This is a genomic window from Paraburkholderia terrae, from assembly GCF_002902925.1.
GTDB lineage: Bacteria > Pseudomonadota > Gammaproteobacteria > Burkholderiales > Burkholderiaceae > Paraburkholderia > Paraburkholderia terrae.
In genome coordinates this window covers 1,788,895-1,809,287 of sequence record NZ_CP026113.1, presented here as the reverse complement: position 1 = coordinate 1,809,287, position 20,393 = coordinate 1,788,895, and the positions used below count along the sequence as shown (strand labels likewise).

16 protein-coding genes are annotated in these 20,393 nt (G+C 64.6%); 15 read left to right on the top strand and 1 reads right to left on the bottom strand.

Annotated features, from left to right (window positions below):
- Window positions 1-137 precede the first annotated feature (137 nt).
- The 4 genes from C2L65_RS37825 (at window position 138) to C2L65_RS37810 (ending at window position 5,031) form a co-directional block, all read left to right on the top strand.
- Complete coding sequence (locus C2L65_RS37825) at window positions 138-2,321, top strand: FUSC family protein (protein WP_042314923.1); 2,184 nt, start codon at window positions 138-140, stop codon at window positions 2,319-2,321.
- Window positions 2,318-3,808, top strand: coding sequence for an efflux transporter outer membrane subunit (locus C2L65_RS37820; RefSeq protein ID WP_042314929.1), 1,491 nt, complete (start codon window positions 2,318-2,320; stop codon window positions 3,806-3,808). The genes C2L65_RS37825 and C2L65_RS37820 overlap by 4 nt, the downstream gene beginning before the upstream one ends.
- On the top strand, window positions 3,798-3,998 hold the full coding sequence (locus tag C2L65_RS37815; RefSeq protein WP_007579001.1) for a DUF1656 domain-containing protein: 201 nt from the start codon (window positions 3,798-3,800) through the stop codon (window positions 3,996-3,998). Before C2L65_RS37820 ends, C2L65_RS37815 begins: the two co-directional genes overlap by 11 nt.
- Before the next feature lie 61 nt (window positions 3,999-4,059).
- A complete protein-coding gene (locus tag C2L65_RS37810) occupies window positions 4,060-5,031 on the top strand; it encodes an HlyD family secretion protein (protein ID WP_042314924.1) in 972 nt (323 codons plus the stop codon).
- A 23-nt stretch (window positions 5,032-5,054) separates the two neighbouring features.
- Here C2L65_RS37810 and C2L65_RS37805 read toward each other — a convergent pair whose 3' ends face one another.
- On the bottom strand, window positions 5,055-5,969 hold the full coding sequence (locus C2L65_RS37805) for an AraC family transcriptional regulator (protein ID WP_103254645.1): 915 nt from the start codon (window positions 5,967-5,969) through the stop codon (window positions 5,055-5,057).
- 496 nt (window positions 5,970-6,465) lie between these two features.
- Between C2L65_RS37805 and C2L65_RS37800 the strand changes: the two genes are divergently transcribed.
- From C2L65_RS37800 to C2L65_RS37755, 11 genes are all read left to right on the top strand, one after another.
- The gene (locus C2L65_RS37800) at window positions 6,466-9,396 is read left to right on the top strand and encodes an ATP-binding protein (RefSeq protein ID WP_042314931.1); all 2,931 of its coding nucleotides are present in this window, start codon (window positions 6,466-6,468) and stop codon (window positions 9,394-9,396) included.
- A 239-nt stretch (window positions 9,397-9,635) separates the two neighbouring features.
- Complete coding sequence (locus C2L65_RS37795) at window positions 9,636-10,478, top strand: alpha/beta fold hydrolase (RefSeq protein WP_042314932.1); 843 nt, start codon at window positions 9,636-9,638, stop codon at window positions 10,476-10,478.
- A 259-nt stretch (window positions 10,479-10,737) separates the two neighbouring features.
- A complete protein-coding gene (locus C2L65_RS37790; RefSeq protein WP_042314933.1) occupies window positions 10,738-13,515 on the top strand; it encodes an ATP-binding protein in 2,778 nt (925 codons plus the stop codon).
- A gap of 242 nt (window positions 13,516-13,757) precedes the next feature.
- Window positions 13,758-14,393 (top strand): hydrolase, encoded by a 636-nt coding sequence (locus C2L65_RS37785; protein ID WP_042314945.1) that lies wholly within the window; start codon window positions 13,758-13,760, stop codon window positions 14,391-14,393.
- 102 nt (window positions 14,394-14,495) lie between these two features.
- Window positions 14,496-16,376 carry an amidohydrolase gene (locus tag C2L65_RS37780; RefSeq protein WP_042314934.1) on the top strand — a complete coding sequence of 627 codons (1,881 nt, stop codon included), beginning with the start codon at window positions 14,496-14,498 and terminating at the stop codon, window positions 16,374-16,376.
- Window positions 16,377-16,390: 14 nt separating this feature from the next.
- On the top strand, window positions 16,391-16,798 hold the full coding sequence (locus C2L65_RS37775; RefSeq protein WP_042314946.1) for a DoxX family protein: 408 nt from the start codon (window positions 16,391-16,393) through the stop codon (window positions 16,796-16,798).
- Window positions 16,799-16,807: 9 nt separating this feature from the next.
- Window positions 16,808-16,939 (top strand): hypothetical protein, encoded by a 132-nt coding sequence (locus C2L65_RS47140; RefSeq protein WP_255221909.1) that lies wholly within the window; start codon window positions 16,808-16,810, stop codon window positions 16,937-16,939.
- Between the two features lie 19 nt (window positions 16,940-16,958).
- On the top strand, window positions 16,959-17,195 hold the full coding sequence (locus tag C2L65_RS37770; protein ID WP_042314935.1) for a DUF1427 family protein: 237 nt from the start codon (window positions 16,959-16,961) through the stop codon (window positions 17,193-17,195).
- The gene (locus tag C2L65_RS37765; RefSeq protein WP_042314936.1) at window positions 17,177-17,926 is read left to right on the top strand and encodes a YoaK family protein; all 750 of its coding nucleotides are present in this window, start codon (window positions 17,177-17,179) and stop codon (window positions 17,924-17,926) included. Before C2L65_RS37770 ends, C2L65_RS37765 begins: the two co-directional genes overlap by 19 nt.
- 58 nt (window positions 17,927-17,984) lie before the next feature.
- Window positions 17,985-18,920, top strand: a complete 936-nt coding sequence (locus tag C2L65_RS37760) for a hypothetical protein (RefSeq protein WP_042314937.1) — start codon at window positions 17,985-17,987, stop codon at window positions 18,918-18,920.
- Complete coding sequence (locus C2L65_RS37755; protein ID WP_042314938.1) at window positions 18,917-20,389, top strand: alginate export family protein; 1,473 nt, start codon at window positions 18,917-18,919, stop codon at window positions 20,387-20,389. The genes C2L65_RS37760 and C2L65_RS37755 overlap by 4 nt, the downstream gene beginning before the upstream one ends.
- Window positions 20,390-20,393 lie beyond the last annotated feature (4 nt).

Sequence of the window (20,393 nt, the reverse complement as noted above, 5' to 3'; positions counted from 1 at the left end):
CAAGCATGAACGTGCGATTCGACAATCGACACGACCCCGTTTCCCGCAAACTCAAAGCCTTCACCGTACGCGTATTGCGCGCCTTTTTGCGAAGCGCCGCCGATACCGTACCGACCCGGCAAGACACGGACACCCCTATGAATTTCGATGCAGACATCGCGGCATGGCCGCGATGGCGTGACGAACTCAGGCAATACTGGAGCGACGATTATCCGCGCTTCAGGCATGTCGCCAAGGTCGCGATTGCCGCGACGCTCGCGATGGGCTTGTGCATGCGTCTCGAACTGCGCGGGCCCGGGACGGCGATGGTGTCGTGCGTCGTCGTGATGATGTTCCAGCAAAGCGGCATGGTGATCGCGCGCGGTTTCTATCGCGGTCTCGGCATGGTGTGCGGCAGCGTTGCGGGGCTCGTGCTGGTGTCGCTGTTCTCGCAGGCGTCGTGGCTCTTTCTGTTCGTACTGGCCGCGTGGATCGGGCTGTGCGTGTTCGGCTCGTCGTACTTCCGCAACTTCCAGTCATACGGTTTTCTGCTGACGGGCTACGCAACCGCGATTACGTCGCTGCCCACGTTGTCGAATCCGTATGGCGTGTTCGACAACCTCGTCTATACGATCAGCGAGGTGGTGATCGGCGTGGCATGCGCGAGCCTCGTCAGCGCGCTGATTCTGCCGCGCCGCGTCGCGCCCGATCTGTACGCGGCGAGCAGGAACAATCTCGGTCATCTGTTCGCGGCCATTCATACGCTGCTCGGCGCTGAGTTGCCGAAGGACGGCTTCGGCACGATGCTCGATCTGCTGCGCGAGCGCGCGAACGTGCAAAGCCTGCGCGTCGGCGCGGTGTTCGAAGATCCGTCGATCCGCCTGCAGAATCATGCGTTCATCAAGCTCGATACGAGCTTTGTCGATACGCTCGCATCGGCGCACGCGCTGCATCAGGTGATCGCGCAGGCGTCCGTTGAAGCCAACTCGCGCACGATGCGTGCGGCCAATGAATTGATCGGCTCGCTTCTCGCTATCGTGCCGACGGGCATTGCGCCGGGGGCGTCGCCGGAGTTGCTGGTCGATGCACCCTCCGCCCCGCTTGCCGGGTTCGAGCGTTCGCTGAACGTACGCGTCGACGCCGCGCTAAAAGAACTGGAAGACGAACCCGCGTGCCAGCGCGTCTTCATCGAAATGACGGGCGCGGCGCTGCACGGCTTCGTCGGCAATCTGCGCGAACTGTGCCGCAGTTTCGTGGAAGCGCGCCGCGCCGATCAGCGGCCCTGGCGGCAATCGGTGCTGCATCTGATCACGCATATCGACAGCACGCGCGCCACCTCCAATCGCGCGGCAGCCATCCTGAACGGCGTGCGCGCGGCGGCGGCAGTGCTGTCGGTGGGCGCGATGTGGCTGGCGTCAGGCTGGGTCGGCGGATCGAGCGCGCTGGTTTCCGTCGCGATCGTCAGCGCGCTGTTCACGCTCGCGCCCGATCCCGTTGTTGCGAGCTGGCAGATGTTTTGCGGCTGCGTTGCGGGTGCGATCGTGGGCTTCTTCATCGCGTTCTTTGTGTTTCCGCTGTTCGACAGTTTTGCGTTGCTCGCGGCGTGCATGGCGTTCCCGATCGTCGTGAGCAGCTATCTGAATACGTTTCCGAAAACCGCAACGTTAGGTCTCGGCTTCGGCGTGTTCTTCTGCTACACGATCAACATCGCGAATCCTGTTACGTACCATCCCGCCGAGTTTCTCGATACGGCCTTCGGTTTGTCGCTCGGCATCGCCGCAGCCGCCGTCGCGTTCTCGACCATCGTGCCGCTGGCGGGCGACTGGATTTCGCGGCAGTACCTGAAGCAGATCCGATCACTCGTCACGAAGTCCGCGCGGGACGATGACCTCGAAGCGTTGTCGCATCGTTTCGAGTCAGGCATGCGCGGCTTCATCATGCGGATCGCGTCGGCGCCTGCCGGGGAGCGCGTGGACCAGACGCGTCTCGTCGCGTCGGCGTTCGCGGCGCTGGAAGTCGGACGCGCGATGATCGTGATACGCCAGGACACGGCACGTGTGGCCGCACGTTTGCCGAACGACTGGCGCGCACTTGAACACGAGTGGCTCGACGCAATGGCCGATGTGTTCTCAGCTGCGACCCCAGAGGCGCGAGACCGCGCGATGCGCGCGACACAGCAGGCAAAACGCGCGCTGCCGCACGTCGATCTCGACGACACGATAGCCGATGCGCTGATCGCGAAGCGGATGCGCCGGCTCATGCATTTCACAGAGCTGATGCTGAAGGACGACATGCTGCCGTTGTGGCAGACGTCGGCGGCTGCGAACGGAGCATCGGCATGAAGCAGCGCGTCTCCTTCCTGAACACTGCATGCCGCGCGCTCTCGACGGCGGCGCTGTGTGTGCTGCTCTGCTCGTGCATCAATAGCGGCGGCATTCGTCCGCACGAAACGGAGTTGACCACGGCCTCGCTCGATCCCGGCAACGCGATCCGCACGACACGCCAGGACGCCGCCTGGCCCACCGACGACTGGTGGAGTCAATGGAACGATCCGCAGCTCGATATGCTCGTCAAGGACGCGACGGCGGGCAATCCGGGCCTGAAGGAAGCGCAGGCGCGCATCGACAACGCCCGATTCCAGGCACAGGTCGCAGGCGCTGCCGAACTGCCGCAAGTCGGCGCGTCGGGCGACTTCGAGCGCCAGCGCTTCGCGCGTTATACGACGCCTGCGCCGCCGGGCGGCACGACCGTCTGGAACAACAGCGTAACGGCGGGTCTTTCGTACGACCTGGACCTGTGGGGTAAGAACCGCGCGATCCGCGAAGGCGCGCTCGATGCCGTGCAGGCCTCCGTAGCCGACGACCGCTTTGCCGTGGTCGAACTGCAGACGGCTGTCGTGCGCGCCTATGTGCAACTCGCGCTGCAATACGCGTTGCTCGACGCTGACCAGGCCGTGCAGCAAGAGGAACAGCACACGCTCGATATCGCGAAGGCCCGCTTCGAAGCGGGCATCGGCAGCCGTCTCGACGTGTCGCAGGCCACGACGCAAGCGGCCATGAGCGTGACCAAGGTTCAGGAAACGCAGCAGCAACTCGCGTTGAGCCGCATCGATATCGCCGCGCTGGCGGGCAAGGGTGCCGGTTACGGCGATACGCTGAAGCGCCCGGCGCTCGCGCTGAATGTGCCGATCGCGTTGCCCGCGTCGCTGCCTGTCGATCTGATCGGTCATCGGCCCGATATCGTCGCGCAGCGCTGGCGCGTACACGCCACCGAGAAAGGCATGGCGGCCGCGCATGCTGCTTTCTATCCGAACATCAATTTACTTGCTACAGCGTCGCTGGGATCGGCGGCGACCTTCGGCGGATTCTTCAACCTGTTGAGCAGCAACGGCGCGGGCCATAGCCTCGGTGCGGCCATTTCGCTGCCGATCTTCGACGGCGGCCGGCTGCGCGGCGAGTACGGCGTGGCCGTGTCGGACCGCGACGCCGCCGTCGATGCGTACAACGCGGCCATCGTCGATGCGATGCGCGGCGTCGCGGCGCAAGTCACGTCGCTGCACGCGCTGGATGAGCAACAGACGTCGACGCAAAGCACGCTCGATGCGGCGCGCGACGCCTACCGGCTCGCGGAGTCGGGCTATCGCAACGGCATCACGGAGTTTCTGAACGTGCTCGCGGCGCAGAACGCGCAGCAGGAGCAGGAAGAGCGGCTCGCCGACGTCGAGGCCAAACGGCTCGACGCGTGGGCGCTGCTGATGAAAGAACTGGGCGGCGGTTTCGCCGCGACGGCAGCCGACCGCGCTGCCATGGAGCCTGACAATGCCCGCTGAGATTGAATTCTGTTCGTTCCTCGTACCGTATCTGCTGCCTGTGCTGATCGGTTGCGTCGTCGTGTTCGTGATGCTCGATCTGTTGTTCGCGCGGCTTGGCGTCTATCGGTATGCATGGCATCCGGGGTTGTTCCGGGTGGCGCTCTTCGCCGCGATGTTCAGCGGCGTCTCGCTGCTGGTGCGTGGATGACGCGGCCATGAACCATGATGAACCACGCGCCTTGTCGACCTGAAACCGCTTGCATATAAAAATGACGATCAAACCGCAATCCTTCCTGCGCGCGCTCTTCACCGTGACGATCCTGCTGATCGCGCTGGTGCTGGTGCGCCTGCTGTGGGTCAACTACATGTACTCGCCATGGACGCGCGACGGCCGCGTGCGCGCCGACGTGATCGACGTGGCGACCGACGTGTCGGGGCTCGTCAGCGAAGTTCGCGTGAAGGACAACCAGTACGTGCATCGCGGCGACGTGCTGTTCGTGCTCGACCCGTATCGCTTCAACTACGCCGTCGCGCAGGCGGATGCCGACATCGCGCGGGCCCAGGCCGAGATGGCGCGTGCCAAGGCGCAGATGTCGGAAGGCGCGTCACGCGACCAGATGAAGCGCGAGCAGGCGGCGCGCCGCGCGAACCTCGCGGGCGACGTGATCTCCGACGAAACCCGCGAAGATGCCGCTTCGGCTGCGAACCAGTCGGATGCCGCTTACCGCGCCGACATCGCTGCCTATAGCGCGGCCGAGGCGCTATATAAAGCCGCCGTCGTCGAGCAGCAGACGGCGCAACTCAATCTGACGCGCAGCGTGGTGAGAGCGCCCGCCGACGGCTATATCACCAACCTGAACCTGTGGCCGGGCGACTACGCGACGGCGGGCTCGGCGCGCATGGCGCTGATCGACGCGCACTCGTTCTGGGTCTACGGCTATTTCGAGGAAACCAAGATTCCGCGCGTGCATGTCGGCGACCGCGCCGTGGTGCGTCTGCTGTCGGGCGGCGTCGACATTCAGGGGCATGTGGACAGCCTGTCGAGCGGCATCGCCGACCGCGACAATCCGACCAGCGGCAACGACTTGCTGGCCGATGTGAACCCGATCTTCACATGGGTGCGGCTTGCGCAGCGGGTGCCCGTGCGGGTGCATCTCGATAGCGTGCCAGCGGGGATGCACCTCGCGGCGGGCATGACATGCACCGTCACGTTGCTGCCCGGCAAGCGGGTGCCGTCCTGAGGGTCGTCCTGCGGGGCGGCGATCTAACGCCCGGCCGCACGCCGCCATGCACCCGGCGACGTGCCCGTCGCCTTCAGGAACAGGCGGTTCAGATGGCTCTGGTCCGCGAAGCCGCAAAAGCTCGCGATTTCCGTCAGCGTCAAGTTGGTCGCTTCGATCAGTTGCCGCGCTTCGCCGATACGTTGTTCAAGCAGCCATTGATGCGGGGTACGCCCCGTGGCACGGGAAAACGCCCGGATGAAATAGCCGCGCGACAGATTGCATTCGCTGGCGACATCGGCGATGGACGCGCCTTGCCGCGAACGCTCGATCAGCAGTTCTTTGGCACGCGCTTCATGCGCGTGAGACAGCGCGCCTTTCGCGCGCGGCCGGCGATCGCGCAGATTGCCGTAGCGCTGCGCGAGGTGCGTGCCGACGATCACGCCCATCTGCTCGGCAAAGAGCGAATCGATGGCGCCGTAGTGGGCGAGATTGCTGTCCAGCGCACGCGCGAGATGACCGAGCACAGGGTCTTTCTGTTCGACCGCGCAGGTCAACCCGTCGATGCCGGGGCCGCCGAGTTCGTCGCTGAGTCGTGTGAAGAATGCACGCGATAATTCGACCAGCACGAAGTCGAAATTCCCATATAGATCAGCGCGATAATCTTCTGAGAAATCGCGGATATAAATCGAATCCGCTTCAAACCGTTTGGCGATGAGTCGCGCGCCGTTAAAAATATTCCGCCGATGCCCGCTGTTCAGCGATATGCCGACCAGAAAACCCCGGTCGCATGCCGGCATGGCGACGCGATCCAGATGCGCTTCATCCATGCACTTGCGATAGAAGCGGATGTCGCCAATATCTAATTCAATGTCCTTGCGTAATTTGCTCGTCACGCATCCGAGCGCGTCCTTCGGCTTGGGTGGCGCGGCCGCTGCGGGTTGTGCGTGAGTCGACATGAGCAACGTCCTCAATTCATGCATTGCGTGCGAAACATAATCCGGCGAGTTTACACGGAAGCGACTGACGATAAATATTCAAAAATGGCTGGCCGCCTTTATGTTTTATCGCAGGTTGATTCATTTGATTCAGGAGGGGCGGTATTCTGGCGGATTTTGCCGCCGTTCGGGCCTTGACTTGCTGCCTATGCACCAGGATGTGATGTGATCCTCATAACGGTAAAAAAGACCGCACAAATTCATATCAGGTCACTATTATTCAAGACACGCCGTTACAGCCTGTTTACAATCCGGACGCATATCCTCTTTCAGCCAGCCCTTTGCGTGATCGACAAAGCCCAATCTTTGAGCAACGTCGCGGCACGATGCGCGCAAGCCAATAACTACGCAAGACCCACGCACACAGCGAAAACTTGACGCACCCGATCTTCGACCTTCAACCAGGTGTACCACATCGTTCAATCGAACTCGCGCACAGCGTTTCCTGGAGGCGGCCATGATTCAGATTGGCACATTGCTCGTCAACTTCGAACAGCGAGAGATTCGTCAGCATGGCCGCTCGGTGCGGATCGGCGCACGTGCCTTTGACATTCTCGAGGTGCTGTATCGCGCGGACGGCGGCATCGTGTCGAAGGACGCCATCATGGATGCCGTGTGGCCCGGCTCGATCGTCGAGGAGAACCGGCTGCAGGTGCATATCGCCGCGTTGCGCAAGCTGTTCGGCGCAGACCGCGAACTCATCAAGACCGTGCCGGGGCGCGGCTATCTGCTCGTGTCGGAGAACCGCCACGCGCGCGCGCCGGAACGGCAGGGCGGGCCGCTCGCGAACGGCGGCGGGCTGCCGGCCTGCGCCGCGACGCTGGTTGGCCGTCAGGGCGAAATCGCGCAGATCGTCGAACGGCTTGGCCATGCTTCCGTCGTCACGCTGGTCGGTGCGGGCGGCATCGGCAAGACATGTCTCGCCGTCCATGTCGCGCGGGCCATGCGCGAACCCACGGGCGACCATTTCAACGAGCCGGTGTGCTTTGTCGAACTGGCCAAAGCCTCGACGCGCGACACCGTGCTCAAGGCGCTGGCGGGCGCATTGCGGATCGATGCATCCGATGAATACCTGACGCAGGAAAGCCTCGCCGACGTGATTGCCGCCGCGCCGTGCGTGCTCGTGCTCGACAACGCCGAGCACGTGATCGACGTGGTCGCGAGTCTCGTCGAAGCGCTGGCCGCGCGCAATCCGGCGCTGCGCGTGCTCGTGACGAGCCGCGAGCCGCTGCATATCTGGGCCGAGTCCGTGTTTCGCGTCGAACCGCTGGCAGTGCCCGCGAGCGGCGCATCCACGGATGCGATCCTCGCGCATTCGGCCGTCGAACTGTTCCTGAACCGCGCGAAGTCGGTTGCGCCCGAATGCGGTGCCGATGAAAACGCGATCCGGCTGGTCGGCGAAATCTGCCGGCGGCTCGAAGGTTTGCCGCTTGCCATTGAACTGGCCGCCGCGCGCGTGGCGACGCTCGGCGTCGAAGGCGTGGCCTCGCGTCTGGACGACCGCCTGAACCTGCTGACGGGCGGGCTGCGTTCCGCGCTGCCGCGTCATCAGACCTTGCGCGCGACCTTCGAGTGGAGCTACGCGCTGCTCGATACGACGTCGCGTATGTTGTTCAGGCGGCTCGGTTTCTTCGCCGGCGCCTTCACGTTCGACGCCGTCTGCACGGTCGCGACTGAACCAGACATGCCGATTGCGTCCGTCATTTCGAGCTTGAGCGAACTGGCCGCCAAGTCGCTGTTGAGCGTCGAGTTCCGCGGAGCGATTGCGCAATACCGGCTGACGGAATCGACGCGCGCGTACGCGATGGAGAAGCTGCGCGACGAAGGCGAGCTGCAGCGCATCGCGACGCGTCACATGCACTCTCTGCAGGAGCGGATCGAGCACGGCAAGGTGCCGGTCGGCGGTGCCGCGCAGGGCCTCGCCGCCGCCGAGCCGCGCCTCGCGCTCGACGACGCGCGCGCCGCATTCGAATGGGCTTTCTCGCCGGGCGGCAATCCCGCGCTCGGCGTCGCGCTGGTGGGCTCGCTGGTGGGGACGCTGCTGCAAGGCCCGCTGCTGCACGAATGCTATGAACGTTCGGGCCGCGCGCTGGCCGCGCTCGATGCGCTGCCGCCCGATTCCGTCGATACCCTGTGTGAAATGCGCCTGTGTTCCGCGTATGCCTCGACGCTGCTGCACACGGGCGGCGCGGTGCGCGAGGCGGGCCCGTTGTGGAAGCGCGTGCTGGTGCTCGCGCGCCAGGCACGCGACGATGCGTTCGAGGCGCGCGCGCTATGGGGCGCATGGAACTCGATGCTCGCATCGTCCGACATTCACGCGTCGTTCCGCTTCGCGACGCGCTTTCAGGCTTTTGCCGAACGCTGCGGCACGCCGTGGCAGCAGATTCTCGCGGCAGAGATGATCGCCGTGTCGCTGCATTGCTTTGGTGAGCACGAACAGGCACGCGTGCGGCTGGAGCGGGCGATCGCCGCGCTGACCGAACTCGGGCCGATCGCGCCCGGCAGCCTTGGCGTCGCCGTCGATCCGTTCACGTTCGGCAACGGCACGCTTGCGCGGATCGTATGGATGCAGGGGCATCCCGAGCGGGCGATGCAACTGGTCGAGCACGTCGTCAACTCGATCCGGCCGGACATGCTGGAGCCTTCGCTGAGTCACGTGCTTGCCGTCGCTGCCGTGCCATTGGCGCTGCAATGCGGCGAGCTCGAAACGGCAGCGCGCTATCTTGCTGTGCTGCGATCGCAGGTCGCGTTGAACCGCTTCGAGATATGGCAGGCGTACGGCGAGTGCCATGCGGGACACCTCGACATTCTGCAGGGACACCCGCAAGCCGGCCTGGCGAAGCTTGAACCCGCGCTGCAACGGTTGTTGTCGTGCGGCTTCCGGCGAGTGCTGACGCCCGTGATCGCCGTTTGCGCGGAAGCGATGGCGAGAACGGGGCGCATCGCCGAAGCGCGCCTGAAGCTCGACGAGGCGCTCGAGTTCTGCAACGCACATGGCGAGCATTTCTTCGTCGCGGAACTGCAGCGCGTGATGGGCGTGACGGCGCTGGAGCAATCGCGCGTGATCCAGTCGAACGGGCGCGCGTCGATGGCCGACGAGTTCGAAACGGAAGCACGCCGCCATCTGCTCGACGCGATGCAGACGGCCAGAGAGCAACATGCGCCGATGCTCGAATTGCGCGCCGTGCTGAACTTCGCGGACCATCTGCTCGAACGCGGCGAGACGGTGCGGGCGGCTTCGCTGCTGGCCGACGTGTCGAAGCGCGTCGACCTGCAATCGAGCGCGCCCGATATCAGGCGGCTTGCCGTGCTGCTGCATCTGACGCACGAGTCTCGTCCGTCGCTCGATGCCGACAGCGGCCAGCCAGCGATGGCCAACGGGCTTTGACGCACGATCATCCTTGCTCGAATCCACCTGAAAATTTATTAACCTCCGCAGACGCGTGCTCGCCATGCGACGCGCGCCTGCCGAAGCATTCATTCCGTCAAGCGCGCGAGGTTCCGTTCAGGATGTTTAAGCCGCGCATAAGGACTTTGACTGCGCACCTCGCTAAGCTCCGTCCTTTCTGACACCAGACTCGCGCCGCGCCAGCGTGCGCGATGCGACGCAACGACGGAGAACAATGAATGAGCGCGCACAACCAGCGTGAGAACTTCGTGAAGGCGAAGGACGGCACGGACATCTTCTTCAAGGACTGGGGCACGGGCACGCCCGTCGTCTTCTCGCACGGCTGGCCGCTGTCCGCCGATGCGTGGGACCCGCAGATGCTGTTCCTCGTGAACCAGGGCTATCGCGTGATCGCGCACGACCGACGCGGACATGGCCGTTCAGGCCAGGCTTCGGGCGGCAACGACATGGACACCTACGCGGACGATCTCGCCGCCGTGCTCGATGCGCTCGACGTGACGAACGCGATGCTGGTCGGCCATTCGACGGGCGGCGGCGAAGTCGCGCATTACCTTGGCCGTCATGGCTCGAAGCGTGTCGCGAAGGCCGTGCTGATCGGCGCCGTGCCGCCGCTGATGCTGAAGACGGCCAACAATCCGGGCGGTCTGCCGATGTCCGTGTTCGACGGCATTCGCGCGGGCGTCGCCGCCAACCGCTCGCAGTTCTACCTCGATCTCGCGACGCCGTTCTACGGGTTCAACCGTCCCAACGCGCAGGTCTCGCAAGGGCTGATCGAGGACTTCTGGCGCCAGGGCATGGCAGGTTCGGTCAAAGGCCAGTACGAGTGCATCAGGCAGTTCTCCGAAGTCGACTATACGGATGACCTGAAGAAGATCGACGTGCCCACGCTCTTCCTGCACGGCGACGACGATCAGATCGTGCCCATCGACGCTTCGGCGAAGCTTGCGTCGAAGCTCGTGAAGAACGCGACGCTGAAGGTCTATGCAGGCGCGCCGCACGGCATGTGCAGCACGCATGTCGAGCAGGTGAATGCCGATCTGCTGTCGTTCCTGAAGCAGTAACCAGCCGGGCATTCGCGGGGCGCGCATCGGCGTGCTCATCGGCGTGCATGAAGTGAAGCATCGAGAACGCCGCCCGTCAGGCATGCCGGGCGGCTTTTGTTCGTTGTACACTGCTTTGCAGTCGGTCCCGTTTGTCGTTTCGTGCCGTCATGGCTGCAATCGTCACAGCTCATGTCGATATGGCGTCGTATAGTGTGAGCCTTTCAACGTTGCGCAACGGGCGTTGTGAGCTCCACAGTCCTCAACATCACCTCTTCAGATGATGACGATCAAGATCGGTCAACTCGAGATTTCACTTGATCATCGCGAAGTGCGTCTCGATGGGCAGAGAGTCCCGATCGGCAGCCGCGCGTTCGACATTCTCGCGTTGCTGATCGCCGCCGACGGCGAACTCGTATCGAAAGACGAGATCATGCGCGTCGTCTGGCCGACCACGGTCGTCGAAAAGAACAATCTGCAGGTCCATATCTCCGCGCTGCGCCGTGCATTCGGCGACGAGCGCGAGCGTCTGCGCACGGTGCCCGGCCGTGGCTACCGTCTGGTCATGCATGACGACATCGACGCGCGCGACGGCGCCAGCGTGCCGTCCGCCACGCAAGAAGATGTATCGGTCGGCGTCGACGCCGCGCGACCTTCACGTCGGCCGTTGCCCGCGCGCGTGCCGGAGCTGATCGGCAGGCAGGATGCGCTCGATGGCGTGTCAGCCGCGTTGCGCGCCCATCAGGCCGTGACGCTGGTAGGCACGGGCGGCATCGGCAAGACGCGCCTCGCGGTCGAAGTCGCGCATGCGATCCAGCACGCGTTCGCCGATGGTGTCGTGTTCGTGCCGCTCGCGGCCGTGAGCGATGCGCCGTCGGCGCTCGACGCGCTCGCCTTCGCGATGGGCAGTCGGCTCTCCGCGAGCCGCACCGCGCTCGCGCAGATTGCCGCCGAATGGCGCGACCGCGAGGCGCTGGTGGTGCTCGACAACTGCGAGCAGGTGCTGGAGATCGTGGCCGCGATTGCGGAGTCCCTGACGGGCGCGGGCAGCCGCATGCGCGTACTGGCGACGAGCCGCGAAGCCTTGCGCGTGCGCGACGAAATCGTCTATCAGGTGCCGCCGCTGTCCGTGCCGACCCCGGACGATCCTGGCACCGATGTATTGCGCACGCCCGCCGTGCGTTTCTTTCTGGCACGCGCACAAGCCGACGGCGCGCACTTTGCGCTCGACGAAGCCAGCATTCGTCTGATGGGAGAAGTGTGCCGCCGGCTCGACGGCATTCCGCTCGCGCTCGAACTGGCCGCGTCGCGCGCGGCCGTGCTGGGCATCGGCCTGCTGGCCGAGCATCTCGACGACCGCTTCCGCATCCTCACGGGCGGCCGGCGCACGGCCTTGCCGCGCCACCAGACGCTCAAGGCGACGCTCGACTGGAGCTACCGTCTGTTGAGCCGCGACGAACAGAAGTTGCTGCGCTGGCTCGGCATGTTCGTCAACGGCTTCACGCTCGATGCCGCCTGCGCGATGGCGGAGCACGCCGGGCTCACGCGCATGGAAGCGCTCGATGCCGTGAGCGGTCTCGTCTCGCGCTCATTGCTGACGACAGACTTCGAAGGCTCGTCGTATCGCTACCGTCTGCTCGAATCGACGCGCGCCTACGCGCTCCAGCAACTCGACGACAACGGCGAGCGCGTGTCCGCAGCGGGTGCGCATGCCGTGCTGTTTCTGCAGATGCTCGAAACGGCGCAGAAGCGCTGGGCCGAGCGGCCCGTCGTCGAGTGGCTTGGCGAGTTCACGCGCGAACTCGGCAACCTGCGCACCGCGCTCGACTGGACACTGGGCGAACGCGGCGATCACGCGACGGGCATTGCGCTCGCGGCCGTCACCGTGCCTTATCTATATGACCTGTCGTTGGTCGAAGAGTGTTGCAGCCGTGCGCGCGCCGCGCTGCGCATCGTTCCTTCTGAAGCGCGAGAAGACGGCAGTGTCGACGTCGAAGCGCACTTGCGGCTCATGTCGGCGCTCGCTGCCGCGCTCGTCTATACGGAAGGCCCGTTGACGGAGACGCACGAAGCCTGGACGCTCGTGCTGAACGAGGCGTTGCAGGCCGGTCACGCCAACTACGTCACGCGGGCGCGCTGGGGCGTGTGGAACTGGCATCAATACAGTGGACGCGCACGCGATGCGCTGATGTTCGCGCGTCGCTTCGGCGATCTCGCGCGCAGCAGCGGCGACGCAACGCTGGTTGTGTTGTCGGGACGCGTCGAAGGGATCGCGCTGCACTATGCGGGCGATCAGCCGCGCGCACGTGAATTGCTCGAACGGATGATCGAAGCATACGAAGAAAAGTCACTGAGCCGCTGGCACACAACAGGCTTTCGCATCGATCACGGCATCGTCGCGCGCGCGACGCTGGCGCGCGTGCGGTGGGTGCAAGGCGAGCGCGGCGGCGCGTACGATCTCGCCGCGCGCTGCTTCGATTCGGCCGCGCAGTACGACCATGAAATCGTCATCTGCTATGTGCTCGTCGAGGCGCTCGTGCCGATTGCGCTGCTGAACGGCGATCAGGCGGCGGCGCGTCATGGCATCGACGTGCTGCATGAACTGTCGACGCGGTTCGGCTTCACGATCTGGAGCGCATGCTGCGCGTGCTACGACGCATGGCTCGCGACACTCGAAACCCCGGGAGCCAGTTCGATCGAACGGTTGACCACCTCGATCTCCGCGCTGCGCGCAACCGGCTATCTTGCGCAGCTTTCGCCGTTGCAGGGACAACTCGCCGTCGCGCTGATGCAGGCGTCGCGCGACAAGCAAGCGCTCACCGTGATCGACGACGCGCTGCGCCACGCCGACGACAACGGCGAACGCTGGTACTACGCCGAGCTATGCAGGATCAAGGGCGACGTGCTGTGCAAGCTCGGCCGTCACGACGACGCGCAACGCTGGTTCGCGACATCGCTCGACTGGGAACAGCGCAATGGCGTCGAACGCGCCGTTGCGCGCGAGGCATCGGCCGCATGCGCACCGCTGCGTGTTGTCTCCGTTCAATCCCGTGCTTAATAACGCCGCTTAATAACGTTTAAGGCGCGCATCAGGACTTTAAGTCCGCCCGTCACTAACCTTCTCGCAAGTCGAAATGCCCGCACGGCATTGTGAAACTCGCGCATAAGCCGCGCGGGAAGCCGTTCGCATCCGCATAGCCGATGCAACGTCGACTGGATTCATCCACTAACCGGACGCTAGCGCGGTTGCCTTCAGGCAACCGTGCGGGTCTCTCGCATGCCTGCGAAATGGAGCTACTCATGGCACATGAACTGTTGACGCCCGACACGTGCGCGCTCGCGCTTATCGACCATCAGCCGCAGATGTTCTTCGGCACGCACTCGCACGAGCGCACAACCGTCCTGCACAACGTCCAGATCCTCGCGAAGGCCGCGAAGCTCTTCAACGTGCCGACCATCCTGACGACGATCGCCGCCGACTCGTTCAGCGGCCATCTGCTGCCTGAAGTGCAGGCGGTGTTTCCGGAGATCAAGCCGATCGACCGCACGTCGATGAACTCGTGGGAAGACAAGGGCTTCCGTGAAGCGATCAAGGCAACGGGCCGCAAGAAGATCGTGATCGCGGGCCTGTGGACGGAAGTGTGCGTGACCTTCCCGACCATCCAGATGTTGAACGAAGGCTTCGAGATCTACGTGCCGACGGACGCATGCGGCGACATCACGGAAGAAGCGCACGAGCGCGCGGTGCAACGCATCGTCCAGGCGGGCGCCGTGCCGATGAACTCGCTGCAGTTCATGTGCGAGCTGCAACGCGACTGGGCGCGCGGCGAAACGTACGAAGGCTGCATGGACATCTTCAAGGCGCACAGCGCATACGGCATCGGCGTGCGCTACGCGAAGCAGATTCTCGGCGAGCACGCGAGCGAAGCGGGCTGATCTGGGCTTCATTGACTCAAGCATTTTTCTGTTTTGATTTACGCGCGGCGTCGCTGACGTCGCGCGTGAATTGCGCCTGACCACGATTCACGGAGAGCGACGATGACCGCACCCATTCAGCCTGCCCGCATTGCGGACCTGGTGATCTACAACGGCAAGATAGCGACGCAGGACGACAAGCGCTCGTTCGTGACGGCGCTAGCCGTCGCGAAAGGCGAGATCGTCGCGAGCGGCAATGATCACGACATGATGCAATGGGCGAACGATTCGACGCGCCGCATCGACCTGAAGGGCCGCACGGTCATCCCGGGCCTCAACGATTCGCACCTTCACGTGATTCGCGGCGGCCTCAATTTCAATCTCGAGTTGCGCTGGGATGGCGTGCCGTCGCTGCGCGACGCGCTCGAGATGTTGCGCGCGCAGGTTGCGCGCACGCCGGCGCCGCAATGGGTGCGCGTGGTCGGCGGATGGAACGAATTTCAGTTTGCGGAGAAGCGCGGCCCGACGCTCGAAGAGATCAACGCGATCGCGCCGGATACGCCCGTTTTTATCCTGCACCTTTACGACAGCGCGCTGCTGAACGCTGCGGCGTTGCGCGCCGTTGGCTACGACCGCGACACGCCGAACCCGCCGGGCGGCGAAATCCAGCGCGACCGCCGTGGCAATCCGACGGGCATGCTGATCGCGCGCCCGAATGCGGGCCTGCTGTACGCGACGCTCGCAAAAGGTCCGAAGCTGCCGCTCGACGATCAGATGAACTCGTCGCGCCAGTTCATGCGCGAGCTGAACCGTCTCGGCGTGACGAGCGCGATCGATGCGGGCGGCGGCTATCAGGCGTATCCCGACGACTACGCCGTCATCATGGAACTCGCGAAGCGCAACGAGCTGACGGTGCGTATTGCGTACAACCTCTTCACGCAAAACGCGAAGAAGGAAATCGAAGACTTCGCGAAGTGGGTCAAGGTCACGAAGCCCGGCGACGGGGACGACTTCCTGAAGGTGAACGGCGCGGGCGAAATGCTGGTGTTCTCCGCCGCCGACTTCGAAGATTTCCTGGAACCGCGCCCCGATCTGCCGGACGTGATGGAAAGCGAACTCGAAGCCGTCGTGCGGCTGCTGGTGCAGAACCGCTGGCCGTTCCGGCTGCATGCGACTTACGACGAATCGATCGAACGCTTTCTCAACGTGTTCGAGCGCGTCAATCAGGACACGCCGTTCGCGGGCCTGCGCTGGTTCTTCGACCACTGCGAGACGATTTCACAGCGCAATATTGAACGCATTGCGGCGCTTGGCGGCGGTATCGCGGTTCAGCATCGGATGGCGTATCAGGGCGAGTACTTCATTGCCCGTTATGGCGCGGAAGCGGCTGCGCGCACGCCGCCCGTGCGGCAGATGCTGGCTGCGGGGCTGCCCGTCGGCGCAGGCACGGATGCGACGCGTGTCGCGAGTTTCAATCCTTTCGTGTCGCTGTTCTGGCTGGTGTCGGGACGCACGGTGGGCGGCACGGCGATGTACGCGGCACAAGACCGGCTCGACCGCATGGAAGCGCTGCGCCGCTATACGGTCGGCAGCGCGTGGTTCTCGAACGACGAGACGCGCAAGGGCGCTTTGGTTCCGGGCCAGCTTGCCGACTTCGCGGTGCTGTCCGACGACTACTTCACCGTCGATGAAGACGCGATCAAGCATCTGACCTCGGTGCTGACGGTGGTCAACGGCCGCGTCGTCTATGCCGCCGACGAGTTCGAGACCTTCGCTCCGCCTGCGTTGCCCGTCAGCCCGACGTGGTCGCCCGTCGCGGAGTATGGCGGCTACGCGCGCTACCGTCCCGCCGCTGCGCCGCTGCAGCAATCGTGCAACGACGCGTGTGTGAACCTGTGCGGTGTGCATCGTCATGCGCATGGATGGGCGTGGCGCAGCAACGTGCCCGCCAGCGACGCGAACTCGTTCTGGGGCGCGCTCGGTTGCAGCTGCTTTGCGTTCTGATGTGCAAGCACGCAATGAAGCGCTTTTCCGCACCCGACGCCGCGCTGCTGTTTCTGCGCGTCACCGCGAGCGTGCTCGTGCTGCTCGTGCATGGACTGCCGAAGGCGCTCCACTACGCGAGCCAGCTCGACGCGATCGAAGACCCGTTGCATTTCGGCAAGACGCTGACGCTGGCCTTTGCGATTTTCGCGGAGGTGGTGTGTCCGCTGCTGATGATCGCTGGCATCGCGACGCGGCTCGCCGCGCTGCCGATCATGCTGGTCAGCGTGATTGCGCTTGGCCTCGTGCATCGCGAGTGGACGCTGGATCAAGGGCAGTTCGCGTGGATGCTGCTGATCCTGTTCGGCACCATTGCGATCGGCGGCGCGGGTCGTTACCGGCTTACGCTGCGGCCGCATGCGTCCGGGCAACGACAGGCGTGAGCGCAGGCGATGGAATCGATCAAGTCGAATGAACGCGCGGCGCGGCTCGTAGAAGTCGCAGGCGTGTGCATTCCGCACACGCCGCTTGCGATTGCAGCCACTGAGGCCGCGCACGCGTCGCTGTCCGCGCTGATTCAGTGACGCAATGAAGGAGTAAGCCATGTCATACCTGATTTCTTTGGGCGCGGGCCTTGTGGTCGGCCTGCTGTATTACCTCGTGCGCGTGCAGTCGCCCGCGCCGCCGCTGATCGCGCTCGCAGGATTGCTCGGCATCGTGATCGGCGAGCATGCGATTCCGTTCGTGCAGGCGCAAATACGCACGCCCGATGCGCAAACGCAAAGCGCGCCCTCTGTCGCGAGCAACAAGCCGACTCCGTCATGCAGCAAGGACCAGTGAGCATGGGCGCGGAGGCGCAACTCGCGGCGCAACTCGATCACGTGCCTGGCGAGGACACCTGGCTTGCGACCATCGCGGGCTATGTCGACACGCTTGGCTTCGTCGCGCTGTTTGGCCTTTTCACCGCACACGTGACGGGCAATTTCATTCTGATCGGCTCGGGCCTGGCGGGCGCGGGAACGGGGCTGCTGATCAAGTGGCTCGCGTTTCCCGCGTTCGTCGCGGGCATCGTACTCGCGCGCGTGCTCGACAACCAGTTGCTTGCGCGCGGACATGGCGTGCGCGCCTGCGCACTGTACGTGCTGCAGGCGGCGCTGCTGACGGGCTTCATGGCAGCGGGCGTGCTGGCCGCGCCCATCACCGATTCCGACGCGCCGCTGACGATCGCCTGTGGCCTGCTCGGCGCAGCGGCGATGGGCGTGCAGAACGCGCATGGCCGCCTGACCGCGCGTTCCGTCGTCGCGAACACGGTGATGACGGGCAACGTCACGCAAGCCGTGATCGACGTGTTCGATCTGCTGTTTTCACCCGCTGACGCGAAAACGCGGCAGGCGGCGCGCAGTCGCTTGTGGCGCACGCTGCCGCCCGTCGCCGGTTTTGCGATTGGTGCAGGCGCGGGAGCGGCCGGGTATCTGCTCGGGTCGTTCTGGGCGCTCCTGTTGCCGCTCGCCGCGCTGTGCGTGCTCGCGGCGCTGTCGAGAAACACGGGCGCAGCGCCGGCGCAAACCTGATCGCGCCGCGCGTCAAGATGCGACGCGGCGGCAACCATTACCAGCAAGGAGTGTTTTCATGAGTACCGTCAAGATGTATCGATTGTTGCGCGCCGCTGTCGTCGCGATTGCGGCGCTCGGCGTGACGCTGGCCGGCTCGCCCGCTTTCGCGGAAGCCGACCATCTGAACGCGGGCAAGAGCGCGCCCGTCGTGTCCGTGGGACCGCAGTACGACACGACGCACGTCTATGTGTCGAATCAGGACATCGATGCGTTCGTCGACAGCTTCGTCGCGACGTTCGGCGGCAAGGCTTCGCCGCGCGCCGTGTTCACGGTCACGCCGACGCCGAGCAAGACGGCTTCGCAGTATGTGCAGACGCCCGTGGGCATGCTGTCGGTGTTCGCGTTCCAGACGCCCATTCCGTATCCGTTCGGCAGCGAGCGCACCGGCTATCTCGTCACCGATATCGACAAGGCCGTGCGCGCCGCGCGTGCAGCGGGGGCCGATGTGATCGTCGATACGTTCGACGACCCGATCGGCAAGGACGCGGTCATCCAGTGGCCGGGCGGTCTTTATATGCAGCTGTACTGGCACACGAAGGCGCCTTCGTATGGTCCGCTCGAAACGGTGCCGGACAATCGCGTCTATGTGTCCGCGCAGGCCGCCGACAATTTCATCAAGCGTTTCGTGCGCTTCTCGCATGGCAAGGTCGTCTCCGATAACCGTCGTGCAGATGGCAGCGAAATCGGCCGGCCGGGTGACACGATCCGGCGCGTGCGTATCGCGTCGGGCTTCGGCAACATGCTCGTGTTCGTGACGGACGGCAAGCTGCCGTATCCGTATGGCCGCGAGACGACGGGCTATCAGGTCGCCGATCTCGACGCGACGCTCACCAAGGCGCAAGGCGTCGGCGTGAAAGTGCTATCGCCCGCGAGCAGCACGGTCGAAGGGCGCAGCGCGATGGTCGAATTTCCCGGCGGCTACGTCGCCGAGATTCACGAAGCGAAGAAGTGACGGTGCGTCGTTCAATCAAAAGCGCGAAGCGAGCTGCCGCTTGCGCAGCGCTCGCCGTCTGCGGTCTGGCGGACGGCGCGAACGCGCTCGCCGCCGACACGACAGAGACAAGCACGACGAAAACAAGCGCGGCCGACGCATCGCAATGCAGCGCGAAGCGTCCGTCGTCGCTGTCGTTCAACCGCTGGCAGGAAGACTGGTCGGTGCTGGCGTTGCCGTGCGTGCCGCGCAAGCCGTTCGACGCGCTCAAGTACATTCCTCTAGGCGGCGATCCGTCGACGTATCTGTCGCTCGGCGCGACGCTGCGCGAGCGCTTCGAGTTGAACAACACGCCGCTGTTCGGTCTTGGCAGCGCGCGGCCCGACAGCTACGTGATCCAGCGCGCGCAGGTGCATGCCGACGCGCACATCGGCGAGCATGTGCAGGCGTTCTTTCAACTCGAAGACGCACGTCCCTTCGGCAAGGATTCCGTCACACCCGTCGACAAGAATCCGCTCGATATCGAGCAGGCGTTCGTCGCGTTCGTCTATGGCGTGGGCGGCGGCACGTTCAAGGCGCGCGTCGGTCGCCAGGAGATGGCGTTCGACTTGCAGCGCTTCGTGTCGGTGCGCGACGGGCCGAACGTGCGCCAGGCATATGACGCGCTGTGGGCCGACTATGAGATCGACAAATGGCGCTTCATCGGCTACCTGACACAGCCCGTGCAGTACCGCGACGTCACGGTCTTCGACGATGTATCGAACCGCCACCTGACCTTCAGCGGCGTGCGCGTCGAGCGCGCGAACACGGGGCCGGGCGATCTGTCCGCGTACTGGTCGCGCTACAACCGCGACAACGCGCACTTTATCGATGCGACGGGCACCGAGCATCGCGATGTGTTCGACGTGCGCTATGCGGGCAAAGTCGCGCCGTTCGACTGGGACGCTGAAACGATGATCCAGACGGGCCACGTCGGCAACGACACGATCGGCGCGTGGGCGTTCGGCGTGCTGAGCGGCTATACGTTCGCATCGGTGGCGGGCTCGCCGCGGCTCGGCTTGCAGGTGGACGGCGCATCGGGCGACCGGCATCCGGGCGACGGCCGCGTCGGAACCTTCAACCCGCTGTTCCCCAACGGCTACTACTTCACGCTGGCGGGGTACACGGGCTATAGCAACTTGATCCACGTGAAGCCGTCGATCACCTTCAAGGTGACGCCGAAGGTCACGTTGTTGACGGCGCTCGGCTTCCAGTGGCGCGCGACGACGGCGGACGCCATCTACGGCCAGGGTTCGGCCGTGGTGCCGGGCACGGCAGGCAAGGGCACGCGCTGGACGGGTATGTACGCACAGGTTCGCGCCGACTGGCTCGTCAGTTCGAATGTTGCGCTCGCGCTGGAAGCGGTGCACTTCGAAGTCGGCGATTCGATACGCGCGTTAGGGGCACGCAATGCGGACTATGTGGGTGTGGAGGCGAAGTTCGGCTGGTGATGGA